Origin of the sequence: Verrucosispora sp. WMMA2044 (assembly GCF_027497155.1) — a bacterium.
Lineage (GTDB): Bacteria > Actinomycetota > Actinomycetes > Mycobacteriales > Micromonosporaceae > Micromonospora > Micromonospora palythoicola.
Map to the genome: position 1 here is coordinate 3650462 of NZ_CP114913.1, position 25725 is coordinate 3676186.

24 protein-coding genes and 1 pseudogene are annotated in these 25725 nt (G+C 70.4%); 15 read left to right on the forward strand and 10 right to left on the reverse strand.

Features of this window, described 5'->3' with window-relative positions:
* Positions 1–192: 192 nt before the first annotated feature.
* Together O3597_RS16515 and O3597_RS16520 are read left to right on the forward strand one after the other, a co-directional pair.
* Positions 193–1188 (forward strand): glycosyltransferase family 2 protein, encoded by a 996-nt coding sequence (locus O3597_RS16515; protein WP_281601690.1) that lies wholly within the window; start codon positions 193–195, stop codon positions 1186–1188.
* A complete protein-coding gene (locus O3597_RS16520) occupies positions 1181–3709 on the forward strand; it encodes a hypothetical protein (protein ID WP_281601691.1) in 2529 nt (842 codons plus the stop codon). The genes O3597_RS16515 and O3597_RS16520 overlap by 8 nt, the downstream gene beginning before the upstream one ends.
* Before the next feature lie 80 nt (positions 3710–3789).
* Here the strand turns inward: O3597_RS16520 and O3597_RS16525 are convergent, their stop codons facing one another.
* Positions 3790–5364: an alpha/beta hydrolase gene (locus O3597_RS16525; protein ID WP_164445438.1), complete on the reverse strand. Its 1575-nt coding sequence runs from the start codon at positions 5362–5364 to the stop codon at positions 3790–3792.
* Positions 5365–5872: 508 nt separating this feature from the next.
* Here O3597_RS16525 and O3597_RS16530 point away from each other — a divergent pair.
* On the forward strand, positions 5873–6649 hold the full coding sequence (locus O3597_RS16530) for a hypothetical protein (RefSeq protein ID WP_164445439.1): 777 nt from the start codon (positions 5873–5875) through the stop codon (positions 6647–6649).
* A 30-nt stretch (positions 6650–6679) separates the two neighbouring features.
* Here O3597_RS16530 and O3597_RS16535 read toward each other — a convergent pair whose 3' ends face one another.
* Both O3597_RS16535 and O3597_RS16540 read right to left on the reverse strand, forming a co-directional pair.
* Positions 6680–7075, reverse strand: coding sequence for a GNAT family N-acetyltransferase (locus O3597_RS16535; protein ID WP_281601692.1), 396 nt, complete (start codon positions 7073–7075; stop codon positions 6680–6682).
* 1 nt (position 7076) lies between these two features.
* Positions 7077–8282, reverse strand: coding sequence for an IS110 family transposase (locus O3597_RS16540; protein WP_164446343.1), 1206 nt, complete (start codon positions 8280–8282; stop codon positions 7077–7079).
* A 225-nt stretch (positions 8283–8507) separates the two neighbouring features.
* Here O3597_RS16540 and O3597_RS16545 point away from each other — a divergent pair, with 225 nt between their 5' ends.
* Complete coding sequence (locus O3597_RS16545; protein ID WP_281601693.1) at positions 8508–9644, forward strand: GDSL-type esterase/lipase family protein; 1137 nt, start codon at positions 8508–8510, stop codon at positions 9642–9644.
* A gap of 11 nt (positions 9645–9655) precedes the next feature.
* On the opposite strand, the gene O3597_RS16550 is transcribed toward O3597_RS16545, so the two are convergent.
* On the reverse strand, positions 9656–10603 hold the full coding sequence (locus O3597_RS16550) for an SDR family NAD(P)-dependent oxidoreductase (protein ID WP_164445443.1): 948 nt from the start codon (positions 10601–10603) through the stop codon (positions 9656–9658).
* 94 nt (positions 10604–10697) lie between these two features.
* Here O3597_RS16550 and O3597_RS16555 point away from each other — a divergent pair, with 94 nt between their 5' ends.
* The 7 genes from O3597_RS16555 to O3597_RS16585 all read left to right on the forward strand — a co-directional run bounded on the left by O3597_RS16555 (position 10698) and on the right by O3597_RS16585 (position 14629).
* A complete protein-coding gene (locus tag O3597_RS16555; protein ID WP_166457894.1) occupies positions 10698–11372 on the forward strand; it encodes a TetR family transcriptional regulator in 675 nt (224 codons plus the stop codon).
* A gap of 27 nt (positions 11373–11399) precedes the next feature.
* Positions 11400–11693: a hypothetical protein gene (locus tag O3597_RS16560; RefSeq protein WP_281601694.1), complete on the forward strand. Its 294-nt coding sequence runs from the start codon at positions 11400–11402 to the stop codon at positions 11691–11693.
* Complete coding sequence (locus O3597_RS16565) at positions 11690–11878, forward strand: hypothetical protein (RefSeq protein WP_281601695.1); 189 nt, start codon at positions 11690–11692, stop codon at positions 11876–11878. Before O3597_RS16560 ends, O3597_RS16565 begins: the two co-directional genes overlap by 4 nt.
* A 21-nt stretch (positions 11879–11899) precedes the next feature.
* Complete coding sequence (locus O3597_RS16570) at positions 11900–12205, forward strand: hypothetical protein (RefSeq protein ID WP_281601696.1); 306 nt, start codon at positions 11900–11902, stop codon at positions 12203–12205.
* 91 nt (positions 12206–12296) lie between these two features.
* Positions 12297–12992 (forward strand): proteasome protein, encoded by a 696-nt coding sequence (locus tag O3597_RS16575; protein WP_164445445.1) that lies wholly within the window; start codon positions 12297–12299, stop codon positions 12990–12992.
* A 132-nt stretch (positions 12993–13124) separates the two neighbouring features.
* Positions 13125–13715, forward strand: coding sequence for a redoxin domain-containing protein (locus tag O3597_RS16580; RefSeq protein ID WP_281601697.1), 591 nt, complete (start codon positions 13125–13127; stop codon positions 13713–13715).
* Between the two features lie 2 nt (positions 13716–13717).
* A complete protein-coding gene (locus O3597_RS16585) occupies positions 13718–14629 on the forward strand; it encodes a cytochrome c biogenesis CcdA family protein (RefSeq protein WP_281601698.1) in 912 nt (303 codons plus the stop codon).
* 40 nt (positions 14630–14669) lie between these two features.
* On the opposite strand, the gene O3597_RS16590 is transcribed toward O3597_RS16585, so the two are convergent.
* From O3597_RS16590 to O3597_RS16600, 3 genes are all read right to left on the reverse strand, one after another.
* Positions 14670–15449 carry a 1-acyl-sn-glycerol-3-phosphate acyltransferase gene (locus O3597_RS16590; RefSeq protein ID WP_281601699.1) on the reverse strand — a complete coding sequence of 260 codons (780 nt, stop codon included), beginning with the start codon at positions 15447–15449 and terminating at the stop codon, positions 14670–14672.
* The gene (locus tag O3597_RS16595; RefSeq protein ID WP_281601700.1) at positions 15446–16891 is read right to left on the reverse strand and encodes an NAD(P)/FAD-dependent oxidoreductase; all 1446 of its coding nucleotides are present in this window, start codon (positions 16889–16891) and stop codon (positions 15446–15448) included. The genes O3597_RS16590 and O3597_RS16595 overlap by 4 nt, the downstream gene beginning before the upstream one ends.
* A gap of 99 nt (positions 16892–16990) precedes the next feature.
* Positions 16991–17164, reverse strand: coding sequence for a hypothetical protein (locus O3597_RS16600; RefSeq protein ID WP_164445450.1), 174 nt, complete (start codon positions 17162–17164; stop codon positions 16991–16993).
* Between the two features lie 77 nt (positions 17165–17241).
* Here O3597_RS16600 and O3597_RS16605 point away from each other — a divergent pair.
* Positions 17242–18022, forward strand: a pseudogene (locus O3597_RS16605) (transposase family protein).
* 188 nt (positions 18023–18210) lie between these two features.
* Here O3597_RS16605 and O3597_RS16610 read toward each other — a convergent pair.
* Positions 18211–19131, reverse strand: coding sequence for a hypothetical protein (locus tag O3597_RS16610; RefSeq protein ID WP_164445451.1), 921 nt, complete (start codon positions 19129–19131; stop codon positions 18211–18213).
* Between the two features lie 245 nt (positions 19132–19376).
* Here O3597_RS16610 and O3597_RS16615 point away from each other — a divergent pair, with 245 nt between their 5' ends.
* Complete coding sequence (locus tag O3597_RS16615) at positions 19377–20972, forward strand: ABC transporter ATP-binding protein (protein WP_164445452.1); 1596 nt, start codon at positions 19377–19379, stop codon at positions 20970–20972.
* A gap of 15 nt (positions 20973–20987) precedes the next feature.
* Here O3597_RS16615 and O3597_RS16620 read toward each other — a convergent pair whose 3' ends face one another.
* Positions 20988–21926 (reverse strand): nucleotidyltransferase family protein, encoded by a 939-nt coding sequence (locus O3597_RS16620; RefSeq protein WP_164445453.1) that lies wholly within the window; start codon positions 21924–21926, stop codon positions 20988–20990.
* 692 nt (positions 21927–22618) lie between these two features.
* Complete coding sequence (locus tag O3597_RS16625; RefSeq protein WP_281601701.1) at positions 22619–24604, reverse strand: asparagine synthase-related protein; 1986 nt, start codon at positions 24602–24604, stop codon at positions 22619–22621.
* A 63-nt stretch (positions 24605–24667) separates the two neighbouring features.
* On the opposite strand from O3597_RS16625, the gene O3597_RS16630 reads away from it, so the two are divergent.
* Positions 24668–24949: a PqqD family peptide modification chaperone gene (locus O3597_RS16630; protein ID WP_164445455.1), complete on the forward strand. Its 282-nt coding sequence runs from the start codon at positions 24668–24670 to the stop codon at positions 24947–24949.
* Positions 24946–25350: a lasso peptide biosynthesis B2 protein gene (locus tag O3597_RS16635; protein ID WP_164445456.1), complete on the forward strand. Its 405-nt coding sequence runs from the start codon at positions 24946–24948 to the stop codon at positions 25348–25350. Before O3597_RS16630 ends, O3597_RS16635 begins: the two co-directional genes overlap by 4 nt.
* Positions 25351–25725 lie beyond the last annotated feature (375 nt).

The window sequence follows — 25725 nt, forward strand, 5'->3', positions numbered from 1 at the left end:
GTTGCGACCGCCCCGTCCCTGCCCGACATGACAGCTCGACCATCCACGCGGCAGGCGGGATTCGCCGACCGTTAACGCCCGCGCCGGACGGGGGTCAACTTCTCGGGGGAAGGTGACCGCTTGCCTGCTTTGTGCGGGCGCTTCTGAGGTGGACTCTGCGTGGAACGGGGCCGGCAGACAATGCGATCCGACGTGACCGGAGAGACGACCCTGTCCGTGGTCGTACCGATGTACAACGAAGAGGCCGTGATCGACGGCCTCGTCGCCCGACTCCGCCCGGTGCTCGACGACCTGCACGTCGACTATGAGGTGGTGGCCGTCGACGACGGCAGCCGAGACGCGACGGTGGCGCTGCTCACCGCGCAGGCGCGGGACTGGCCGCAGCTGCGCATCGTCCGGTTGCGGCGCAACAGCGGCCATCAGGCGGCGCTGACCGCCGGCCTGCACCGGGCTCGCGGGCGGTGGGTGGTCAGCCTCGACGCCGATCTCCAGGATCCACCGGAGACGATCGCCGAGATGTTGCGGTTGGCGCGGGCCGGTGCCGCCGTGGTGTACGGGGTACGCGCCGACCGCAGCACCGACACCTTCTTCAAGCGGCACACCGCGCGGATCTACTACCGGCTGATGCGGCGGATCGTCGGCGCGGAGGTGCCCGCCCAGGCGGGCGACTTCCGGATGGTCAGCCGGGAGGTGGTGCAGACGCTGCGTCGGCTGCCGGAACGGAACCCGGTCTACCGGCTGCTGATCCCGGCCCTCGGCTTTCCCAGCGCCGAGGTCCGCTACGTGCGCGCGGCCCGGCACGCCGGACAGACGAAGTACCCGCTGCCGCGGATGATCGCGCTGGCCTGGGACAGCGTCGCGAACTTCTCCGCCGCGCCGTTGCGGCTGGCTACCTGGCTGGGCACGGGCAGCTTCCTGGCCTGCCTGGTACTGATGGCCTTCGGCGTCGTCGGGCATCTGCGCGGGGTGACCATCCCCGGCTGGACGTCCCTGTTCGTCGCGGTGCTGCTGCTCGGCGGGGTGCAGTTGGTCTGCCTGGGCCTGCTCGGCGAGTACGTCGGCCGAATCTACGCCGCCGTGCAGAACCGGCCGACCTTCCACGTCGGGTCGGACACCGCCGACGACCGGCCCACCGGGACCGAACACCGGTCGGCCGACGCACGCCCGGTCGCTGCCGTCCGTGGCTGAGTCACCGCTGCCCGCCACCCACCCGCGACCGTCCGCCGTTCCGTCGGCACCGCCTGCTCGGGGACCGGTGGGCCCGGATCCGGCAACCGCGCAGGGCACGGCGGCACCGGTGCCGGGGACCGATCCCGGTGTGCCCACCCGTGGCCCGGCCTACCGTGAGGTGCTACGCCGGTCCGCCACGCTGCTGCCCTGGCTGGCCGTGCTCGCCGTGCTGCCGATCTGGTGGTGGGACGGCGGCATCCCGATTGCCGAGGTGGGGGCGTTCGGGGCGTACTGGACGTTGGCGGTGGTGCTGCCGGGGACACTTGTGCACCGGGCGTTGCGCGGCAGCCGGGGCAACCTGCCCGAGGATCTCGGCTACGGAGCGGCCACCGGCCTGCTGCTCGAACTGGCCGCCTGGGCGCTCGCCGCCGCCACCGGAGGCCAGCACCTGCTGCGCTGGTGGGCGCTGCCGGTGGTCGCGGTCTTCCTGGCCGTGCCCCGGTTGCGGCGGCACTGGCGCACCGGACCCGGCCGGCGGCTACCGCTGGCCTGGCACTGGGCGATCTGCGCGGTGCTGCTGCTCATCGCCGTGTGGGGTTACGCCAACTGGCGGTCGTTGCCGCTGCCGCCGGCCGACTACGCCTACTATCCGGACCTGCTCTACCACCTCGGACTGGTGCACGAACTCACCCGGGCCATGCCCTTCGAACTGCCGCACCTGGCCGGGGAGCCGCTGCGCTACCACTACCTGTCCGACGCGCACGTCGCCAGCGCCAGCATGATCACCGGCGTGCCGCCGGCCACGGTGCTGCTGCACCTGTGGGTGGTGCCGGTCGCCTGGGTCGCCGCGCTGGTCGCCGCCGCCCTGGTCCGCGAGCTGGCCGGACCCTGGTGGGCCGGTCCGCTGGCCGCCGCCGGGGGGTATCTCGGCGCCTCACCCACGTTCGGCTCGCCACTGGACATTCCGTGGACCCGCGCGCTGTCGTACGCCAGCCTTTCGCAGACGTACGCGCTGCCGCTGCTGATGCTGCTCGCCGCCGTCTGTGTCCAGGTGGTGCGCGGGCGGGCCCTCGGCCCGGCCTGGGTGCTGGTTCCGGCGCTCGGCCTGGCCTGCGCGGGTGCCAAGTCCAGCGCCCTGCCGCCCCTGATCGCCGGACTCGGGCTCGCCACGCTGGCCGCCTGGATCCGTCGTCGTCGGGTGCCGTGGCGCGTGTTCGCGGTGCTGGCATCGCTGGTCGCTGCCATGGTCGTCGGTTACCGGCTGTTCGCCGGTGGCGGCGCGGGCACCCTACGGACCCAGCCCCTCGGGCTGATCCGCCATCTGGTGCCCTATCAGCAGACCTACGGTGCGGACGACGGCGCCCAGTTCGGAGGGTTGCTGCCGCCGGGCCTGGCCGAGGCAGACGGGACGGCCGGGTGGCTGCTCGCGGCGGCTCTGTTCGGCTCGTGGCTGCTGCGGCAGACGCCTCGACTGGCTGGCGGGCCGCTGCTGGCCACACCGGCCCGACGCGATCCGGTCGCCTGGTTGTTCACCGGTGCGGTCGCCGCCGGCCTCGCGGTGGCCTGGCTCACCTACCACCCCTCCGCCAGCCAGATCTACTTCTGGCTACCCGTCATCCCGTTCGGCGCCCTGCTCGCCTGCTGGCTGCTCGCCCGGATCCGGGTGCGGTGGCCGGTGCTCGTGACGGCCGGTCTGCTCGGTCTACTCGCCCAACTTCTCGCCCCGCCGCTCGGGTCGCCGCCCGCGCTGACCCAGGCGGAACGGGCCGTCGAGTCGCTACGCGTCGCCAACGCCAACGACTGGATGACGACGCTCGGCTGGTCGGCTGCCCGGTACGCCGCCCTGATCGTCCTGGCCGCACTGCTCGCCGTCGCGGTGGAGGCGCTGCTCCTCACGTGGCCCCGGGCCGCTGTCACCGCCCGCCGTGCCGCCCTGGTCCGTCGGCTGGGCCGCCCGGCGCGGACCACGCTGCTCGGCAGGTCGGCGCTGGCCGGAACGGTCACGGCACTGCTCGGTGCCAGCATCGCCACCGGAGTGGAGATCCCGGTGCGGCACCTGCTCGCCCGTGCGGACCCGCTCGCCGCCATCAACCAGCAGCTCGTGGTCTCCGAGACCGAGATGCGGGCCGCGCTCTGGCTGCGGGAGCACACCGACCCCGACGAGCGGGTCGCCACCAACGTGCACTGCCGACCCGTACGCACCACGCCGCACTGCGACGCCCGCGCCTACTGGGTCACCGGCCTGGGCGGCCGCCGCGCGCTTGTCGAGAGTTGGGCGTACGCCGACGACGTCGTCGCCGCCCACGGCCGTGACGGTTACGGCTACCCCCGACAACCCGCACCCGACCCGGCGCTGTTCGCCCTCAACGAACGGATCTTCACCGATCCCACCCCCACCGACCTGGCCCGGCTCCGCGACACCCACGGAGTGCGCTGGTTGCTCGCCGACACGAACGCCGGACCGGTCTCCACCGACCTGGCCCGGCTCGCCCCGGTCCGCTACACCGCCGGCCCGGTCACCATCCACGAACTGCCCTGACGTCTTCCGGCACGGGGTGCCGACCGGGACCGGGGGTGGTCGGCTCGCCTCGGCGAACCGACCACCCCCGACCCGACAGCTCAGAACAGCCAGGTCGGCAGCGCCGGGGCACCGCGCAGCGGCACCGGTGGCTGTGCGGTGGGGCCGGACTCCTGGCTCGGCGTCCGACCACGGGCCGACGTCGTGCCCGGCGGCGGGGCGGCGGCGCACCGGGTACCTTCCGCCGGCACGACCCGGTCGATCAGGTACGTCTCGATGGCCTCGTCCGCGCAGCTCACGCGGCCGTACACGATGTGTCCCCAGCCCTCGTAGGTGAGCAGTTCGGCGTGGTCACCGAACTGGTCGGCGGCACCGAGCGCCCAGTTGTAGCCGGTCGCCGGGTCGTGCAGCGAGTTGACCAGCAGCAGTTTCGACTCGTTCGTCGGGTTGATCCGCCGCTGCGGGTTGTTCGCCGAAGTCGGCCAGCCCAGGCAGATCGCGCCGACCGACGCCCGGGGCGGGTCCGGCAGGTCCGGTGCGGCGCGTTGGGCCTCGGCGAGAATGGACCGCCACCGGGTGACGTCACGCGCCTTCAGGTTCCAGTCCTGGCAGAGCACCGCCTGGTACGCGAAGGGCACCACGGTCGGCGGTTCGTCGGCGACCTCCCGCGCCACCGCCGCCGAGGTCCCCCACGGCCGTCCCGCGTCGACCCGCTCCAGCTCGGCGGCGATCTCCAGCCAGTACGGCTGGTAGTTGAGATTGCCCAACACGAAGTTGACCAGATCCCGCTGGGTGATCTTGTAGCTGTGGTCGTCCGGATCCGGCAGCTCGCCCCGGGCGGCGCGGTCGAGCAGCCGTTGCCAGAACTGGCGGATGTCGCGGCCGTACAGGGCACACTGCGGCAACCGGGAGCAGCCCGCCACGAACTCGTTGAACGAATCCTGCCCGGTGGCCGCCTGGGTGACGGCGAACCCACGCGCGTCCTGGCTGTGGTCCATCACGCTGTCGGCCACGATGGCGCCGACGCGGTCCGGATACATCTCCGCGTACTGCTGGGCCATCAACGTGCCGTATGACATTCCGAGGAAATTCAGCTCGGTGTCACCGACGGCCGCGCGTATCGCGTCGATGTCCTGGATCACCTGGATCGTGTCCACGTGATCGAATACCGGCCCACTGTTGGCGCGGCAGTCGTCGGCCAGCGCCCGGCTCGCGGAGACCATCCGGGAAAATGCGCTGGATGTTTTGATCGGCTCGACCGGCAAATCGTTGATCCGGTCGAGAGTGCACATGATCGGTGAACTGCGGGCCACCCCGCGTGGATCGAATCCGACGATGTCGAAATGACGACGCAGTTCGTCGCCGTAGCTGGCCCACAGCGCCGAGTCGACACCGGAGCCGCCCGGACCGCCCGGGTTCACCAGCAGCGACCCGCGGCGCACCGCCGGATCCGTCGCCGGTCGCTTGGCCAGCGCCAACTCGATGGTCGGCCCGTCCGGATCGGCCCAGTCGACCGGTACCTCCAGGGTGCCGCACAGGGCGCCCGCGTCCTGCTCGCACGGCATCCACTCCACGTCCCCGCTCGGGGATGCGGACCCGGACGACGGGGCGAGCGGCGCCAGCACCACCCCCACGGTGACCCCGGCGAGCAATCGCCGGATCAATTTTCTGCGCATGCTCCCTCTTCCAGATCGTTTTCCGGCTTTCCGCCGGCCGGTGCTGAACGTAGCGAATGCGCCACGGTGCGGGGTTACCGGAGAATGTCGTCGTCACTACCATTCAGGTCGCGACCCGAATGACCGGAATGACAGGATCCGGGAGCGCTCCCAAGGATCGCTCGTGAATGGCGAGGTCAGGCAGGAGAAATTGGGCGTCGCGACCGGCGGCCCGACATCCTTCCGACGATTGTCAACATGGCGGAGGTCACAGGCGGCGGCGATGTTCGCGCTAACATCAGAGGCACTTCATCGCGACGCCCGGCCAAATTGCGTGACGAATTGGAAACCCCGAATTCACGTACTCGAACGGCGGGTCCGCTCCCCGACCTCGGGCGTTCGGCGTACGGTCGGGTACGGCGATCCGCCGGTCGTGGTGGCTCTGTGCGGCCGGGACGCGCCGGCTGTCGGTTTTGCCGGGCGCGCCGACGGGCAGGAAGCCACGAGATCCGACGGTGGAGGCGACGCGATGAGCCAGCACGTACCCCAGGAGGCAGGGCGGGCACGCCTGGTGAGAAGGGCGCTGGTGCTGCCGCTGCTCGGCGCTCTCGCGGTCGCCGCCGGCTGCGGAGGTGCCGACACCACCGGCGAACCGGACCCGGCCGCCACCCCACCACCGTCGGCGTCGAGCGTCGCGACCGAGCCGGCGACGGCCACCCCCACGGCCGACGCGACGGTGGTCATCCCGAAGTCGGCCTTCCTCGAACTGCCCGCGGAGTTGCGGAAGCTGCCGGCGCGCACGATGCCCGTCGCCGACGCCCTACCCGAGTTGTGCGACGACGGGTTCGGCACCGGCGGTCGGTCGGTCACCGCCAGCGCCGCGATGATGAGCGGCTACCGGCAGCCCGGCGACCCGCCCTCCAACGTCCCGTACGGCACGATCGCACAGACGATCTTCACCTTCTCCGGTGACGGCGCGGCGGACTACCTCCGGCGGCTCCGGGCGACCCTCGCCGACTGCGCCTCCTTCACCATCGACAACGGCGACACCGTGAAGGTTCGCAGCGAGGCGTTGCCCGACGCCGGCGACGAGGGACTGCTCGTCGTCCAGGTACGGCCGGCACGGAACCTGCCGGGCGACCTCGTCGAGGGCGAGACGACGACCACGCAGGTCGCCGTGGTACGGGTGGCCGACGCGGTCACCCTGCTGCACGACGAGGGGTGGGAAGGCACCAGCGGCGACCCCGCTCTGGTGGACGACTTCGTGCGGGCGGCGGTGGACGCCCTCGACACCTGGCAGCGCTGAGACCCGGAGCACGCCGGCGCCGAGCCGCTGTCAGTCGATGCCACGGAGTCGACGGCGCATGATCCAGGTCGACGCGGTGCCCTCTGCGGTCACCGCGCCCGTACCCGGGTCGATCGCCCTCCAGCGGTGCCGGTGCGGTCCTACGATCACGTAGCCCAACCTCGCGTAGAACGAGACGGCGGCCTCGTCGTCGACGTCCACGTCGAGACTCATCGCCTCGGCTCCCCGTGCCGCACCCGCCGCCTCACCGGCTCCGACGAGCGCCCGTCCGATGCCACGGCGACGGGCCGACGCGACCACCGCCAGCCCGTACAGCCATGGGTTCGGTGGGTCGCAGCCGTCCCGCCACCGGACGCTCACCACTCCCACCACGCGCTCGACACCGCCTTCCGCTCCTGGCCCACCGAAGGGAATCTCAATGACCATGTCAAGCCCTCGCGGTGAGTGGGGGTGAGTCGTGGAACTGGCGATTGTCACGAAGGAGTGCCCACAGCACGTCGACGAGTCGGCGGGCCAGGGCGATGAGGGCCTGGGTGTGGCGCAGTCGTTCCTCGCGTTTGCGTCGGTAGTACGCCTGGGAGGCGCCGCTGGCGCGGAGGCTGGACAGGGCGGCCATGTAGAAGACCCGGCGCAGGCCGCGGTGGTAGCGCTTTGGGCGGTGCAGGTTGCCGGTGCGGCGGCCGGAATCGCGGGGCACCGGCGCCAGGCCGGCGTAGGCGGCCAGGCGTGCCGAGGTACCGAACGCGGCCAGATCGCCGCCAGTGGCGACGAGGAATTCGGCGCCGAGGATTGGGCCCATGCCGGGCATGCTCTCAATGATCTTCGCTTGTGGGTGGGTGCGGAACCGCTCGGTGAGCAGCTTGTCGGTGTCCTTGATTTCCCGGTCCAGGTCGAGCAGTCGACGGGCCAGCCGGGCGATCAGCGCCGCGGTGGTGGCCTCGGCCGGCAGCCGTATGGTCTGTGCGGCAGCGGCGGCCAGGGCCTTGTCGACCATGCTGGGGATGCCCTTGCGCCACGCGCCCGCCTCGCTGAGGTGGGCGGCCAAACCGTCCGGGCCGGCCTCGCGGATCGCTTGTGGGGTTTGATAGCCGGCGACCAGAATCAGCGCGCTGCGGGTGGTGTAGTCGAACGTCCGTTCCAGCGCCGGGAAGATGGCGGTGAGCAGTTCCCGCAGCCGGTTCACCCCGCGCACCCAGTCGCCCATCAGATCAGCCCGCTGAGCGACCAGCAGGGACATCTCCACCACCAGTTCGTTCGGCGTGGACAGTTCGGTCAGATCCCGACGCAGCCGGGCGGTGTCGGCGATGATCCGGGCGTCCTTGGCGTCGGTCTTGCCCTCACCGGCGAACGCGCCGGCCATCCGGTTCACAGTCCGCCCGGGCACGTAGACCACTCGCTGACCGGCCGTGACCAGCAGCGCCAACAGCAGCGTCGCGGCAGCACAGGTCAGGTCGACAGCCCAGCACACCTCAGCACCGCTGCGGCCAGCCCGGGCGACCAGCGCCTCAATCGCGGCCTGATCATTGGCGACTCGCGTCGACCACAACAGCCGCCCTTCGGCATCCACCGCCACCGCGTGGTGCGCCTGCTTCCCAGCATCGACGCCGACCCACATCACTTCCCGAGCCGTCACCCGGCCCGACCTCCCCTCCGCGCAGGTCAACCCCGTGGACAACCCCGCCGGCAGGTCCTTAGACAGCGACGACTCGCACAGATCTCAATCAGCGGCCGGGGCGTCCAGAACGGCAGGGCGGCCATTCCTCTCGAGCCACCGAGCGGCAACCACCGATCAGCCACACCCCGCCGTCCTGGGCATCCAGGGCTCCAGCCCCAGACCCTTCAACCCTAAGGACCACCGATGACCGTCTCCTCCGACCTTCTCCGCGGCGTCGCCGAGACCGAGGTGACCCCGCGCGGCATCCGGCCACACCGGCTGCCGGCCTGGGTACGGCAGCAGTTCCCGGACGGTCAGTTGCTCGCGATGGAGAGCCAGCCCTCCGGCGTACGCCTCGTCTTCCGGACCGCGGCGAGCACGCTCGACCTGGTGACCCACCCGACCCGGATCACCTACCTGGGCGCCGAGCGATCGCGTGGCCGCATCGACGTCTATGTCGACGGCGTACTCGCCCTCCGCGACCCGCTCGGCGGCGGCGACCGGGTGGAGGTCGACCTCACCACCGGCCAGAGCGTCTTCCATCCCGGGCAGGCGCACACCACACGCGTTTCCGGGCTGCCCGCCGGCCGGCACCGGATCGAGGTCTGGCTGCCGCACAACGAGAGCGTCGAACTTGTCGACCTGCGGGCGGACGCCCCGATCGAGCCGGACGACGCCACCCTGCCGCTGTGGGTACACCATGGCAGCTCCATCAGTCACGGCTCGAACGCGCTCGCACCCAGCGAGACCTGGCCGGCCGTCGCCGCCCGCCGGGCCGGCGTCGAGTTGCGCAACCTCGGGCTGGGCGGCAGCGCGTTCGTCGACCCGTTCCTGGCCCGCGTGATCCGCGACGCCCCCGCCGACTACATCAGCGTCAAGCTCGGCATCAACGTGGTGAACCTCGACGGGATGCGGCTACGCACCTTCGTCCCCGCCGTGCACGGCTTCCTCGACACCATCCGCGACGGTCACCCGGACGTCCCGCTGCTGCTGATCTCGCCGCTGTTCTGCGGCATCCACGAGGACACCCCCGGGCCGGGCGCGATCGACCCCGACTCGATCGGCACCGACCAGGTGCGTTTCGTCGCGACCGGAACACCGGGGGACGTCGCGCTGGGACGCCTGACGCTCCAGGTCATCCGGCGTGAGCTGAGCTCGCTGGCCGAGCGACGCGCCGCCGACAAGAACCTGCACTACCTCGACGGCACCACCCTGTACGGCCCGGCTGACGCCGTCGACCTTCCGCTACCGGACGGCCTGCACCCGAGCGCCGAGGCCCACCATCGGATCGGTACCCGTTTCGCCGAGTACGCCTTCACCCAGAACGGCCCGTTCGCGTAGGTGTCGCGGGGCTACCCCGCGGTGACCGGTCCGGCGGCGAACGAGTTCGGCTGGGCCTGGACGACGGGGAACGTGACTCCGGTGAGGTCTTCGGAGACGGCCCACAGTCGCTGCTGGACGGCCACCTCGTACGACTCCGGGCTGGAGGTGACCAGCCGAGGGTGGCCCATGACCTCCTGGCGTCCACCGGGACCGTAGTACTGGCCGCCGAGCACGGCGGGATCGGTGGCGGCGCGCAGGGTCGGCAGCGCGCCCATCGCCGGTGTCTGGGCGATCAGCGGCGCGAGCCAGGTGAGCGGAAGCCGGAGCGCTGCGGGGCTGTTGCGGGCGAGTTCGGTGCTGGACACGCCGGGGTGCGCGGCCACCGCGACCGTGGTGCCGAGCGGGGCGAGCCGGCGCTGCAACTCGTAGGTGAACATCAGGTTCGCCAGCTTGGACTGGCCGTAGGCGGCGACCCGGCGGTACGACCGCTCCCAGTGCAGGTCGTCGAAGTGGATCGCGGCCCGGATGCGGTGACCGACGCTGCTGACCGTCACCACCCGGGAGCCGGGCACCGGCAGCATCAGGTCGAGCAGCAGGCCGGTCAGCGCGAAGTGGCCGAGGTGGTTGGTGCCGAACTGCATCTCGAAGCCGTCCCGGGTGGTCTGCTTCGGGGTGTACATCACGCCGGCGTTGTTGATCAGCAGGTCGAGCCGGTCGAACCTGGAGCGCAGTGCCGCCGCCGCGGTCCGGACGGAGTCGAGCGAGGTCAGGTCCAGTTCCTGCACGGTCACATCGCCGGCCATCCGGGCCGCCGCCCGCTCACCCTTGCCGATGTCGCGGACGGCGAGCACCACGGCTGCCCCGCGCTCGGCGAGGGCCTTCGCGGTCTCGTACCCCAGGCCGGTGTTGGCCCCGGTCACCACGGCCACCCGCCCGCGCTGGTCCGGAATGTTCGCCGTCGTCCACTTCTCGCCCATGCCAGACTCCCTTTACGTACCGGAGGTATCTTGTGTCCGTAACGCTAAAGTACTATCGGTACGTTGTCAACGTACCGACGGTACGTAAGTTAGGATGGCGACCGTGACATTCCAGCGGGCGCGTACCGAGGAGCAGCGGGAGATCCGCCGGCAGGCGATCCTCGACGCCGCGTCGGCGATGCTCGACGAGATGCCGGTGGCCGCGGTCACGCTCAACGAACTCAGCCGCCGGGCAGGTCTGGCGAAGCCGAACGTGCTGCGCTATTTCGAGTCCCGCGAGGCGGTGCTGCTGGAACTGCTGGACCGGTTCCTGGCGGAGTGGCTGGCCGACCTGACAGCCGAGCTGACCAACGGCATCGACGCGAAGCTACCCATGGCCGAGCGGGCGGTAGCGGTGGCCGAGATCCTCAGCCGCTCACTCTCCGGTCGCGTGGTGCTGTGCGACCTCTTCGGCGCGCAGGGCAGCGTCCTGGAACACAACGTCTCCGTCGAGGTCGCCGTACGCCACAAGCGCGCCTCCCTGGCCCACCTGGCCACCATGGCCGAACTGGTCCAGCAGCATCTGCCGGAACTGGGCGAGAACGCGGAGCTGTTCGGCCTGCAAACGCTGGTCATGGCCGGCTCGCTGTCGGCGTACGCCACTCCCCCACCCAGCCTGGCGGCGGCCTACCAGGCCGAACCAAGCCTGGCCCGCTTCCACATGGAGTTGAAGGACGCCTTGAAGCTGGCCCTGACCGCGGCCCTGCTGGGCGTACTACCCCGCAGCTGACCCGACGGGATCGGACATCATCACCGCATGGGCGACCTGCTGATCAATCTGCTGGCAAGTGTCATCGCCGGCACGGCCGTCTGGCTCACGGGCTTCCTGCTGCGGCGACACAAGCTGAACCGGGCCCGTGCCTTCTTCGGCCTCGCCGCCGGAGCGAGCTGCCTGCTGGTGGTGTCCCGGCACGCCTCGTCGCCGCGCGAGTTCAGCGTCCACCGCCGCGACGTCGCCGCGCTCGTGAGCTGGCGACCATCGCCCGCGAATGCGGCGCCCGGGCGGACCGGGTCGGCGAGAACCAACCGACCGGCGAGATCGGCCGGTTGACCGAGTTCTGCGTCGGCGGCCCCGGCGGCGCGAGCCCGCGCAGCGTCACGCACGTACGCGCGATCCTCCGTGGCGTGGCGTACGAGGTCTTCGACGAGGAGAAGCGTCGACTGTCGTTCACCGTCGGCGGCACCGAGTACGTCTACAGTCCGGAAACCAGCTACGTCCTGCTCGCCCGCTTCTGAGGGCCGGTCGGTGGACGCCCGGTGTTCTTCATCGGTGGCCTGACCGCCGGCAGCAACCTCGCCGGCGCCCGCTACCTGGCCCGGTACCACCCCGAGCTGTACCGCCAGTTCGGCGCCGACCGGCCGTTCGCACTGGTGCTGCGGATCGTCGAGCCCGCCGCGTACGGCACCGATTTCACCGAGCTGGCCGCCGACGTGACCGACGTGGCGTTCCAGCCGGCACCACAGCCTGGTGTCATCGACTCGGCCGGGACACCGCCGTCGACGAACTCGGACGACGGAGATCCACCCCGGACACTCCAGCCGGGCGTCTCGCCGGCACAGTAGGACAACACGGACCGACACCTGTCGGGGTGTAGGCAGGCGGAATGCCGGGTACCTCGCGCCCCAACCCCGCACCCCCGCCCAGGAGGACCCCATGACCGTCGTACTCGCCGTCGTCTGCAGCGACGGGGTGGTGATCGGCGCGGACTCCCAGATCACCGACAGCGACCGTGGCCTGAGCTTCCCCGCCCGGAAGCTGCACCCGCTGGGCTCCTGCGCCGCCTGGGGCGGCAGCGGCGCGCGGGGAGTACTCAACGACCTGCGCCCCCTCCTTGAGGACTCGGCCACCGCCATCCTCGAAGCACCCGACATCGGCGACGAGTTGCAGGAGCGCGTCCTGCCCGTCTTCAAGAAGCACTACGAGAACTACATCCCGGACGTGCCCGGCGAGGACGACGGCGGCGGGGTGTCGGCGTACCTGCTCGCGGCCGGCTACAGCCAGGGCGCGCCGTGGATCGTGGAGATCAACCCCAACGGGCTCATCGGCCGTTACGAGGACGTGGGCTTCCACGCCATCGGCTCCGGCGCGCCGATGGCCCAGCAGGCCGGCGCGCTGCTGTCCCACTTCCGGATGACCACGCGCACCGTCGAGTACGGCGTGGTGGGCGTGATACGGGTGCTGGAGGCGCTGGATCTGACCTCACCGTCGGTCGGCGGGCCGTTCAACGTCGCGTGCATCCGCGAGGAGGGCGCCCACCACCTCGACGAGAAGGAGATCGCCAAGGCGCTGAAGGACTCCCAGCGCTGGCGCGACCTCGAACAGGAAGCACTCGACCGGCTGTTCGACTGAAGCCGGCGATGACGGCCGACGGCTGCTGCAGCCAGGTCAGGTCGTAACCGACGACGAGCAGTTCCGCGGTATACGCCGCCCGTAAGGAGCTCGTAAGGCCGCCCGAGCCGGTGGCCGGGTTAGCATCCGATCATGCCCGGCATCCGTACCGCCCCCGCCGTCGCCGCCCTCACCGCAGCCGTCCTCGCCCTGACCGCCTGCGGTGGCACGGAGCAGCCCGCCGATCCGAAGAGCACGACTGCCGGGCCGAGCACAGTGGCTCAGCCGACACCGTCGGGTGCCGCCGCGCCGACGGCGAGCAGCGGGACGGAAACGACGGTCCCGCAGGCGCTCTCGTTCACTGCCCGGACGATCGACGGTGAGAACTTCGCGGGTAGCAGCCTCGTCGGCAAGCCGGCGGTGTTGTGGTTCTGGGCGGCCTGGTGTACCCGGTGCCGCGCGGTGGCCGACGAGGTCGCCGCTGTGCAGCGGGACAACGCAGGCCGGGTAAACGTGATCGGCGTGGCCGGGCTCGGCAGCGGCGACGAGGCGATGCGGCGGTTCGCGAAGCAGACCGGAATCGAGCGCTTCCCCAACCTGGCCGACGACGACGGTCAGGTATGGCGCCGCTTCGAGGTGACCAGCCAGGAGCAGTACGTGCTGCTCGACTCCGCCGGCACTGTCGTGCACTCGGGACCACTGTCGCAGCAGGACCTGCGCAAGCGGGTCAGCGAGCTGAGCTGACCATGACAGACACCCCGTACGGCCTCGCCGTCGGTGCCGGGCTGTTGGCTGCGGTCAACCCCTGTGGCTTCGCACTGCTACCGGCGTACCTGTCGATGCTGGTGCTGGGTGACGAGCCATCAGCCGAACGGGACGCGCTTGCGTCCGTCGGTCGGGCGGTCGCGTTGACCGGTGCCATGACGCTCGGATTCGTCGCGGTGTTCGGCGCGTTCGGGCTGCTCGCCGCCCCCGCGGCGGACGCGGTCGCCCGTCACCTGCCCTGGGTGTCGATCCTCATCGGGCTCGCCCTGGTGGCTGCCGGTGGTTGGCTGCTGGCGGGGTGCCAGTTGCCCACCTTCGCGCCGAAACTGGCCACCGGGCCGGAGGTCCGCCGGCGCTTCGGCTCGATGGTGCTGTTCGGTGCGGCGTACGCGATCGCTTCGCTCGGATGCACCATCGGCCCGTTCCTCGCCGTCGTGGTCGCCGCATTCCGCGCCGGATCCGCCCTGTCCGGCGTCGCCCTGTTCGTGGCGTACGCCTTCGGTATGGGGCTTGCGGTGGGGGCAGCCGCGCTGGCCGTCGCGCTGGCCCGTGAGTCGCTGGTACGCCGCGCCCGCCGGGCTTACTCGCTGCTCGGGCGGGTCGCCGGGCTGCTGCTGGTGGTCACCGGCGGGTACGTGGCCTGGTACGGCTGGTACGAGGTGCGGACTTTCTCCGGTCGCGGTGCCGTGGACGACCCGATCATCGACGCGGCCGGCACCGTCCAGACAGCGGTCAGCACCTGGCTGGCAGAGCTGGGTCCGTGGACGGTCGCGGTGGCGGTGCTGGCGCTGCTCGCCCTGGCCGCGGGGATCACCCTGCGGCGCCGGCTACCTGCCCGCCGGGCCGTCGCCCGCCCGGCGGGACCTGACCGTGCGTCGGACGACCGGGCATGAGTGCGGGTCTGCTCCATCCCGCAGGTGGCGGCCACGACCGTCAACGGCGAGCCTGGCTGGCCGAGCCGTCAAGGAGCGCCTGCACAGTGTCACGCACACGAGCGGCGCAGCGGGCGACGTACTCGTCGTCGGCGGCGGCCTCCGGGCCGTGCCGTTCGAAATAAATGGGCGGACCGATCCTGACGGTGATCCGGGCCGGCAGTGGCAGGTAGGGCACCGCGGGGAGAAAGGTCAGCCCCCATGGCAGGCTGAGCAGCAGCGGCCACCGTGCGAGACGCAGCCACCGTCGGGTGCGTAGCAGCCGGGCCACGGCGGCACCGTCGTACAGGACCACGGCGGTGTTGTGCGCGCCGGCTGCGGCGACCGGAACAACCGGCACGCCGCAGGCGACCGCGAGGCGCGCATGGCCGACGCGACCATCGAAGATCACCTGGTGTCGGTCGGTCCAGCGGCGAGCACCGTCGGCGTCGCCGCCCGGATAGACGAGGACCTTGTCGCCCTTCGTGAGCAGCGCCACGGCGGTGGCGAAGTCGGCGGGCACGGCGCCGAGTGGTCGGAGCCAGCGCCCGAGCAGGGTCAGCCCGAGGTCGTGGGTGAGCACCCACGGTGTGTCGGCCAGTCCCCGCGCGTGGTGCACGGCCGCGGCGAACAGGTAGGTGTCGCCGGTGTAGAAACCGCCGTTGTGGTTGGCGACGTACAGCGCCGGACCGGACGGGATGTGTTCGATGCCGATGACCCGCGCACGGTGGTAGGGCACCAGGATGCGCCGGACCCGTCCGGCCGCGCGGGCGATCGCCCGCGGATCGCGCTGCGGCTTCATCTGGTACGGGCGGCGGTGCGCAGCGCGGCCAGCAGTGGCCGGGTCAGCCGGCGGGTGGCCGGGGTCAGCAGCCGCGCCTGCAGGTGCTCGCCCACGGCGTCGACGGCGGCAAGTGCATACGTCGGGTAGGGGTGCACGGTGCGGTACAGGTCGGTGAGCCGGCCGCGGCGGGCGACCATCGCGGCCAGTTCACCGATGACCTCACCCGCGGCGGGCGCCACCACGGTGGCGCCGACCAGCCGCCCCCGCGGATCGGCGACCAGCTGCGCCCACCCGTCGGTGCGTCCGGCGGCCACCGCCCGGTCCACCTCGGTCAGGTCGAGGCGGGTGATGATGGCGCGGTCGCCCCACCGGTGGCGGGCCTGCGCGGCGCGCAGGCCGACCCGGGCGACCTCGGGGTCCGTGAAGATCACGTACGGCATCGGCAGGTAGCGAACGTGGCTCGGCAGCCAGAACAGCGCGTTGAGCGTGGCCGTGCCCGCCTGGTGGGCAGCGACGTGGGTGAAGGGCAGCACGCCCGTGACGTCGCCGGCGGCGTACACACCCGGGGCGGTGGTCCGCATCCGGCTGTCCACCCGGACCGCACCCTGGTCGGTGACGGCCACGCCGGCAGCTCCCAGGCCCAACTCGGCGGTGCGCGGCCGTCGCCCGCCCGCGACGAGGATCCGGTCGAAACCGACCGCCCCCGGCTGGTCCCCGGTCAATCGCACCCGCCACGGGTCGGCGGCGGCCACCTCGGTCACCTGTGTGCCGGTGCGCACGTCGACGCCCTCGTCGCGTAACCGGTCGGTGATCAGCTGCCCGACCTCTGGATCTTCGCGGGGCAGTAGCCGCGGCGCCCGCTCCACCAGCGTCACCGCGCTGCCGAGACGGGCGAACGCCTGACCGAGTTCGCAGCCGACCGGCCCGCCGCCGAGCACCAGCAGCCGCGGCGGCAGAACCTGCAGGTCCCAGATGGTGTCACTGGTCAGCGGGCCGGCCGCCGCCAGCCCCGGCACCGGCGGCAGCTGCGGCTGCGATCCGGTCGCCACCAGCACACACCGCGCCGTCACCTCCCGGCCGTCAGAGGCCAGCCGCACCCGCCGAGGACCGACGAAGACGGCCTCGTCCGTGATGACCTCGGCTCCGGCCGCGCGGACCCGTTCCGGTGCGTCATGCGGTGCGATCGCCTCCTGGGCCGCTCGCACATGCGCCATCACGCCCGTCAGGTCGATGTCCGGTTCCACCGGGGTCAGGCCGACCCGGTCGGCGCGGCGCATCCGGTGCGCCAGGTCGGCCGCCTCGATCAACGCCTTGCTCGGCACACACCCGGTCCACAGGCACTCACCGCCGGTACGGTCCCGTTCGATCAGCGCCACCCGGGCACCGAGCCCGCCGGCGATCACGGCGGAGACCAAGCCGGCGGTACCGCCGCCGAGCACCAACAGATCCAGGTCGGTCATGAGCACCTCACCGCAGGCCAGGTGGGTCGCAGCCCATTGTCGATCACGCCGCGACGCTACCCGGCGGCACACCGGCCGGCATCCCCGTACGGGAACTCGTCACCAACCGGTAAGCCCGGCGAGGTCAAGGTAGGCGGCTTGCGTGCCGGAGACCACGTGCACGTGCCCACCGCGCATCACCTTGACCCCTGTCATCCGCCCGCCGGGCCGCAGCAGGCCGACCGCCTGCTCCCACGCCGGTCGCCAGTCGCCGTCGACGCTGAGCGCGTACATGAACAACACCGCGTCGAACAGCTGCCCAAAGGGACGTCTCGTAACTCCGGCGTTCGTCCATGATGGATCATGTCGGGGTGCAGGTGATCTCGGCAGCCCGCCCAGAGTGGATCTTCCCGTTCACCGGGCTGCAGCCCGTCCAGTTCCGCCGGCTGGTCAGGCTGGTCTCCGAGCGGGGCGGTGACGCGATCGCAGATGGTCGGCCGGGGCGGCAGTGGTCGCTCGATCTGGCTGATCGGGTGTTGCTGGTCGCCGCGCACTGGCGGACGACCCTGACGATGCGGCAGATCGGTCCGCTGTTCGGGGTGTCGCACTCCGCCGCGCACCGGGTCATCGACACCCTCGGCCCGCTCCTCGCCTTGGCTCCGGTACGCCGACGCCGGGTCGACCAGATCGCCATCGTCGACGGCACCCTTGTCCCGACCCGCGACCACCGCCTCGCCGCACCGAGCAAGAACTACCGCTACTCCACGAACCCTGCAGGTCGCCATCGACGCCCACACCCGCCTCGTCGTCGCCCTGGGCGACCCGCAGCCCGGCAACCGCAACGACACCATTGTCTACCGCACCTGCGGCATCGACGCCAAGCTCGCAGGCAGGCCGGTCATGGCCGACGGCGCCTACCGCAGCAACCCCGACGTGATCATCCCCTACCGCAAACCCATTAACGGCAGTGAACTAACCTGCTGGAAGAAGAACCTGAACAAGCAGCACCGCACCGTCCGAGCCCAGGTCGAACACGCCCTCGCCCGGATGAAGACCTTCAAAATCCTCCGCGACTACCGCCGCGCCGCCCACACATCGACCGACACCGCATCCGGCATCGCCCACCTCCACAACATCATCCTGCTCGGATGACACCAGCACCGGTACCAGGCAACGCCTCCACCGAGTTACGAGACGTCCTTTAGCGACCACGGAGGTTCACGGTGTTGGATAACACACCGTCCGAGTACCGATTTTCGGCGTGGGTTTCCACGCGACCACGGACGCCAGCAGGCGCCGGTGTGCGCGCAGCGCAGCTCCGTGCGACGTCGCTGCTCGCGTCAGCCGGCCGATGACGGAGTGAGCGGCGCGACAGGTAGGTCGGCCCGGGGCGTCGAGTTGGATTCGGCGGCGTGGCGAGGGCGGAGTCCGTCGGTATCCCGTCCACCCATCGCCGCCTCCTCAATCAGCATCGCCACCCGACTCCCGGTCCATCGGTTCGACGGCCGGTCCAGCTGAACGATCGGAACGGCACTGGCCAGGCCGGCTATCCACCGCAGATGCGCCTGATGCTGAAGGATGCAGAAATAGGGCCGGAGCGTGTTGGTGATGAGAGCCGTGAGGGCTGCCGGGCCCGTCAACGCGTGGACATCCGACACCACCTCGCCGCCCTCCGGGCGTAGGACGACCACCAACTCCAGGGACAGTTCGTCGTGATCGGTGGGGACGAGGGGAAAGCCGAGCTTGCCCGTTCCGATTATCTCCTCGCCACCGTCCCGGCTCATGCCGAGACGTTCCACGGTCTCCCGCCGCAGCCTCAACCGGCGACCTGACGGGCAGACGGTGGGGATGACGACGCCCTCCCGCACGGCAAAGTCGACGGCGGTGACCTCGTCAGTGACGATGGAGTGCCCTCGGCCGGCCAGGAGTGCGGCGGTAGTCGATTTTCCCGCACCGCTCGGCCCGGCCACTGCCACCAGGCGTCCTCCTACCCGGATCGTCGAGGCGTGCAGGGCGAATCGGCGTTGCTGGATGAGGACCAGCGAGGCGACCATGCCTTCGAGCCACATGCGGATCACTGAGGCCGATGCCCCGGGCATCACCTGCACCTGGACGTGCCGGCCCTGCCAGACGTGGAACCTGGCAGCACCGGGGATCTCCAGTACCGCCTCCGAGGCGTCCGCCGTCAACCAGGGCGTAGCGATGATCGGATTCGACACCCTACGGTCGACCCGACCGGCCTCCACCTTGGCCCCGAACACCGTCGGCACCGCAGCGATCAATCGGTCCTGACATACCTCCATGAGTTCTCTTTCTAGCACAAAATAGACATATGCACCTTAAGATCGACAGTATGCTCCTGGTTGCCCGTCGCCCGACGGTTGTCATCACCGCCTGGTTTCGATCCGTCTATTCAGACGTCCGCTCAGGTGAAGTCAAACTAGCCGCACTCGCCTGTCTGGGTCTCGTCAAAGGCATCGTCGAGGCGGCTCTCATCGTCCAATTGGTGACCCTGGCCCTGGCCGTGACCGGCGACGACGGCAGATCCACGATGAACCCCCTCATCGGCCTCTACCAGCTTCCGCTGCCCCACGCGGTGACCGCGCTGGCCGCATGCACCCTGCTCGCGGGCTACCTGCACTGGCTTTCCGAACGCCTCATCATGACCGTCTGCACCGAAGCCACCGTCACCGTCCGGTCGCGACTGCTGTCCTCGTACTGCAATGCGGGGTGGCACCAGCAGGCCGCCGAGCGGCCCGGTTCCCTGCAGGAACTCGTCAGCAGTTGCGCCGTGACCGTCAGCCAGGGAATGCTCACCGCGTCGTCGGCGCTCGTCGCCGCTGCGCAGATGGCCGTACTCACAGTAACCGCCGTCGTGATCAGTCCGGTCGCTGCTCTCGCCATCGTCACGGTCGGCACGGCGGGCCTGGCGGTCGCCCACCCGTTTCGGGCCAGGACGCGTCGGCTCGCCCGCGACGCCGTCCGCGCGAACGACGACCTAGCCGCCATCATCGGCGAAACCACCCTGCTCAGCAGGGACATGTGGGCCAACGGCGTGCACACGGTTGGCCCCCGCAGGGCGCGCACACCAATTGAAAAGGCCGCGCGGCTCACCGCCCGCGTCCGGTTCGAGTCGAGGATGGTACCCACGGTGAGTCGCGACCTCACCATCCTCGGCGTGGGTCTGGCCCTGGCCGTCGTCAGTCAGACCACGGTGATCGCGATCGGTTCGATCGGCGCCATCGTGCTGTTGGTGGTGCGTGCGGTCGGCCTGGGACAACAGATCTCCACGGCTTTGCAGGCCCTTTCCGACCGCCAGGCAAGCCTCAACCAGATAAGCACCGCGATCGAGCGCTACCGCAGGGCCGCCCCGAGCACCACCGGCCGCCCCGCACCGCGCCTGGAGGTCGTACGGTTCGAGGACGTCTGGTTCACATACCCGTCGACGAGCGAACCGACCTTGGCCGGCGTCGACCTGACCCTGCGTCCAGGCAGTGTCGTGGGCATCGTCGGCGGCAACGCCGCCGGCAAGTCGACGCTCCTTCACCTGCTGCTCCGGCTCGCCCAACCCACTCGGGGCCGGATCGCCGTCAATGACGTCGACATCCGCCACGTCTCCCTCACCAGCTGGCTCAGCCAGGTTTCGCTGGTGCCGCAGGATCCCGCTCTGCTCGACGGGACGGTAGCGGAGAACATCCGGTTCTTGCGCCACGGCATCGAAGAGGTCGACGTGCAGCGTGCCGCCCAGGCGGCCGGGCTGGACGAGGATCTCCGATCCTGGCCGCAAGGGTTGTCGCACCCGGTCGGCCCCCTTGGCCGGGCACTCTCTGGTGGGCAGCGTCAGCGAATCGCCCTGGCCCGAGCGTTGGCGGGTAAGCCACGACTGCTCGTGCTCGACGAACCCACCAGCGCTCTGGACACCCACACCGAAGCCATCGTGCGGGACACGATCGAACGGGTCCGTCAACACGCGGCGGTGCTGATCGTCACCCACCGTGCCAGCACCCTGTCGGCCTGCGACCGGGTGTTGGAACTACGACGTGGGCGGCTGATCGAGCAGGTCGGCACGGCTCACGGAGACAGCGTTCTCGTCGAGGGGTGAAGGAGCACTCCGCCTTCACCGCGGACGGACCGCCCACGCGCGCGCGGCTCGCCGCCAGGCACGGATCGCCGACGATAGTTGGGTGGCCATCCAGACCGGCCGGAGCAGATAACACGCGACGAGCCAGAAGGTGCCCCGCGCGGCGAGCGGCATCGACCGCCGCAACACCACCTTCGACGGGAAGACCCGTTGCACGACGAGCAGAGGACGCCGCCAGGGACGAGCGGCGTGCAAAGCGTTCAGAGTTCCCGTGCCGCGCACCTCGGTCAGGGCCCGCACCGCGAGTTCAACTGGTACGTACACCCCTCCGCCGAGCTCATCGGCCAGCTTGGACGACTCGGGAACCATACGCAGCCCCGCCACAAACGCAGGCATCGCGCCGAGTTGCGCGGCCACCGTCGCCGCTGCCCGCATCGTGTCGTCGCCGAGAATCTCCAGACCACGCCGGAGATCGCTCGGTGGTTTGGGGTCCTTCACGCCGGTACGTGCCGCGTGCAGTGCCAGGTGACAGGCCAGCGCCACGTCGTCGAGCACGGCCACCTCGGTCGTCCCGATCGTCGATCGCCGAGTGTGCTCCCGCAGCAGCGACCATACGCGGACCGGGGGCACGCCACAGCCGGCGAGCGTGATGTGCAGGTCCACGGTTGCCTGATCCGAGGTGCGGCGCCAGGTGGACGCATGAGGGGCGCGCTCGTTGCGCCGGGCGCCGGCCATCAGGTCGACAAAGCCCACATCTGTGAGGATGGCCTCGGCGTCGGCATGCCGACGCGGGTCGACGAGCAGATCGACGTCGCGATAGCTGCGGTTCACTGCCTTGCCGTCGTACAACCGGTCAACGATGCTGCGTCCCTTGAGCAGGATCGAATCGATTCCGTGCTGCCGGAAATCCGCGACCAGGCGCGCACCGACCGCGTCCAGCATCAGGCATCGCATCAGTTTTCGATTGAGAAACATCGCGGCCGTAACTGTCTGCTCCCGATCAGGATGGGCTATTCGCCCGGGACCGTACGTCTGCATCTCAACTGCCCCTTTCATAGGTCCTCGCCAGGATGGCCGAACGCCATGATCTCGACCATCCTGGCGACACCTACGAGCGAGACTCGCACCAGTTGCGACTTGACCGCATCCAATAGGCAGCGCGGCCTCGGGAAAGCAGATTCAAGCCACTGGCCAGGCTAGGAGTCCAAGCCGATAAGTGCGTCGAGGATCAGCAACACACCGCTGGCCGTGGCTCCCGCCGCCAGGCGATTCAGGCGCGGGGGCGACCAAACCGGCCTGCTCTCGCCTTGTGACAAGCGGTTCCCCGATCCGCTCGGACGTGACATGCTCATCTTTCCTCCTGTTGAATCTAAGGTGCGGAAAAGCCCGCTTCCCTCTCTTACGGCGTTTGACGCCTCTGCGATTCTGACATTTCACACCGGCATCACGCAGGACATTCGACAGCCCCACCCACCCCCGCAGAAGTTGTTTCCGACCGAAGCCAGCTCGGCCAGGACAGGCAAGGACGAAAGAATTCGCCAACCGAATGACCTCGATGCGGCCAATTTCCGATAATCTTTCATAATGGTGTCGACTGACGGTTCGGAAGCCGCCCGCCACCTGTCCACCACCGTCCGGGTGTCGGCAACGATCAGGGAAGCCGCCGATCACGGCGCGAAGTGCGAGGCGCGTTCACGGGCCTGCGGTGGTGGTGCCGCGACGCTGCGCCGGTCGGCCGTTGCATAGTGACGAAGCCAGCGCAGGTACTTACTCGTCGCCAGCGCTCGGGGCAGCAGCAGCGTGTAATCCCGCGCCACCACCGGATCACCGGCCTGGTCCGGAGTCGGCCAGTCGCGTATCAGCGCGTCGAGACGGGGCAGGTCCATCAGCTCCTGAGTGGCCGGATCCACCCGCGCGGCGGCGAACTCGTCGCGGATCTCGTCGCGCCGGTCGGTGATCCGGTCGTACCAGTCGGGCAGTTGGGCACCGCGAACCACACGCAGTCTGATGCCGTCCGGGACCCGTCCCGCCATGCTGGCGCGGGCGGCGGCCCGACCCCGTCCGCGATGGCGACGCGCCCAACCCGGCTGCCTGGCGGAGAGCTCGATCAGGGCGAGGTCGGCGGTGGGGTCCACGACACGGCCACGGCACCGCACATCGAGAGTGGCCATCACCTCGGCGTGCTGGGCATTGTCGTCGACGAAGCGGCCGAGGCCGGAGATCCTCCGGTAGGCGTCGATGCCGCCGGCGATGCGTGCCGCGAGCGCGGTCGTGGCCAGGTGCGGCCGCAGCGGGCTCGCGGCCAGCCACTGGGCGGCCGTAGACCGGTGGCCACGACGTAGCTCGATCAGTCGGTGCATGGACCCGGGCAGCATCGGACGCAACACCCCCTGGACCAGGGTCTCGCGCCAGCCGCGCCGGGCCGACCAGGCGGCGGCCTCCCGCCACGCCTCAATTAGCCGCCCGGCACGCGCCAGGTCCACCAACCACCGAGGCTCGTCCCGGGAGAAGGTCAGGTTTCCGATGCCGCCGGTGAACAGGATTGACACGTTGTCGGTCACCGCCCGCTGGTGGATGGCTCTGACCCACATCATGTTGAGGGTGTTGCGCACCGGGGTACCTCCGGCCGCGAAATAGGCGTCATCACCGTCGATGGCATGGGCGCCAACGGCGTCGACGAAGGCCGGCGCAAGGTTGGGATGCGCGCCGGCCAGCAGCCTGACCAGGGAGGATTCGTCGGTGTCCCGTCCGTTCGCCGATCCCGTCCAGCCAGCTGGCGGCACCGAGGTGTAGGTGCGCAGCCGCGCGGGGGCGACCTGCTCGGCGAGGGTCGCCGCCACAGCGGTCGAATCCAAGCCTCCACTGAGCATCACGCCGACCCCACCTCGATGCCGAAGGTGCGCGCGTACCGCCTGGTCCATTGCGGTGCGCAGCTCCTCGGCGTGCTCAGCGGCGGACCCGGACCGCCGGGGCGTGTCGTCCAGCGACCAGTAACGTCGGTGTTGCGTCCGCTCAGGGGTGATCCAGATCGTGCTGGCCGCCGGCACGGGAGCGACGTCCCTGATCCAGCTGCGTCGGGTGTCCTGGGCGACAGCCAGGAACTCGACAGCCCGATCGAGGTCCGGTTCCAGCGGCACCTGCGGCATTGCGGCGACCGCGAGCGCGGTGCTGCCGAAGCCGAGCCATCCAGCGCTCTGGTACAGGTGTAGCGGTCGCCGTCCGAGATGGTCGCGGGCGAGTAGCACTCCCCCGCGCCGCCCGTCCACCACTGCGAAGGCAAAGTCACCGCGCAGCCGGCGGCAGCAGTCCGCGCCCCACCGGGTGTAGGCGTGGGCGATCAGCAAAGAGTCCGGTACGGCCGCGGCACCCCGCAGTTCCAACATCCGGCACAACTCCACCCGGTTCGTGAGCACCGCGTCAGCGACCACCACCGTCCCGGCTTCGGCCGACGCCCATGGTTGCCGGTCCTCGTCGTCCTCGGGGACGCGACAGTGCACGACCGACGCCACTGCCGCCGCAACCGCCCCCGTTCGACCGGCCCAGCATCCGCGGGCATCCGCGCCGAGAGCGGTCAGCACGGTGATCGCGCCATCCAGATCACGCTCGGCGTACGGCCGGCCGTCCAGACTTACGAGGCCCGCGAAGCCCGTCATGTGTTCACCCGTCTTCACCCGAAAGCCGACCTACCCGAGAGACGGTATGGCACCATTTGTTCCGTGTCAGTCACTTTGTCATCTCAGGTGGTGCGCAGTTCCGCAGCACTGACCGCCACCGTCAACGACGAGATCGTCATGCTCGACCCCGAGCAGGGTGCGTACTTCGGTCTCAGCCGGGTGGCCTCCCGCATCTGGGAACTCATCGCGGAACCGACCTCCGTGGAGGACATCTGCGCCACCCTGCGCACCGAGTACGGGGTGGAGCCCGACACCTGCCACCACGACGTGACCGCATTCCTGGACGACCTGGTGCGAGCACGCCTGATCACTGTCACTCCGTGACCAGGCCAAGCACGATCGCCCTCGCGCTGGAGGCCGCCGCCCGGCTCACGACCGCCCAGATCCTGGTCGCCGTCTGTTCGGGACCACGACTCATGCGCCTGCTCGGACCAGTCGAGCGGTCCGACACCGCGACGGAGGACGCCTGCCCACGCTGGCCCGCAGCGCGCCGTGTCGCCCGAGTGGTGGACCGAGTCGGAAACCTCCTGCCCTGGCACCCCGTGTGCCTGCCGCGGGCCATGACCACCCGGGCCATGCTGCGACGTCGCGCCATCCCGTGCGAACTGCACCTCGGCGTCACCAGCACCGCACCCCTCGCCGCCCACGCCTGGGTGACGGTCGGCGGCCGGGTCGTACAGGGTGGGTCAGTCGAACACGTCACGCCGTTGGCAACATTGCGTTGAGCGCATCTGGTTCGTGGGTCGGTCGGACGGGTGGGTGATCCGCTCGCTGCGGTACTACGACGACCGGCGCCTGCCGTCCACAGCGCGGACATCGGCTGGACACCGGACGTACCGAAGTCGCGATCGACAAAGTCATCCGCCGGTGCCGGCCGTGCGGGCGGCGTACACGATGCTCCAGGGCCTGCCGCGTCCTGCAACGGGACGGTGATCGGCGGTGACGCCGCCGCGTCCAGCGTTTCGGCGGCGATCTCGGCGAACCGCTCGGCTGCAGGGTGCGGTGACTGCGCCACCGTGCCGCGGCGGTGGTCTTGTGCGGTGGATGACCGATGAGAGGACGCCAGACCACACGCGGCTCACGTCGAGCGGCGTTCTCCG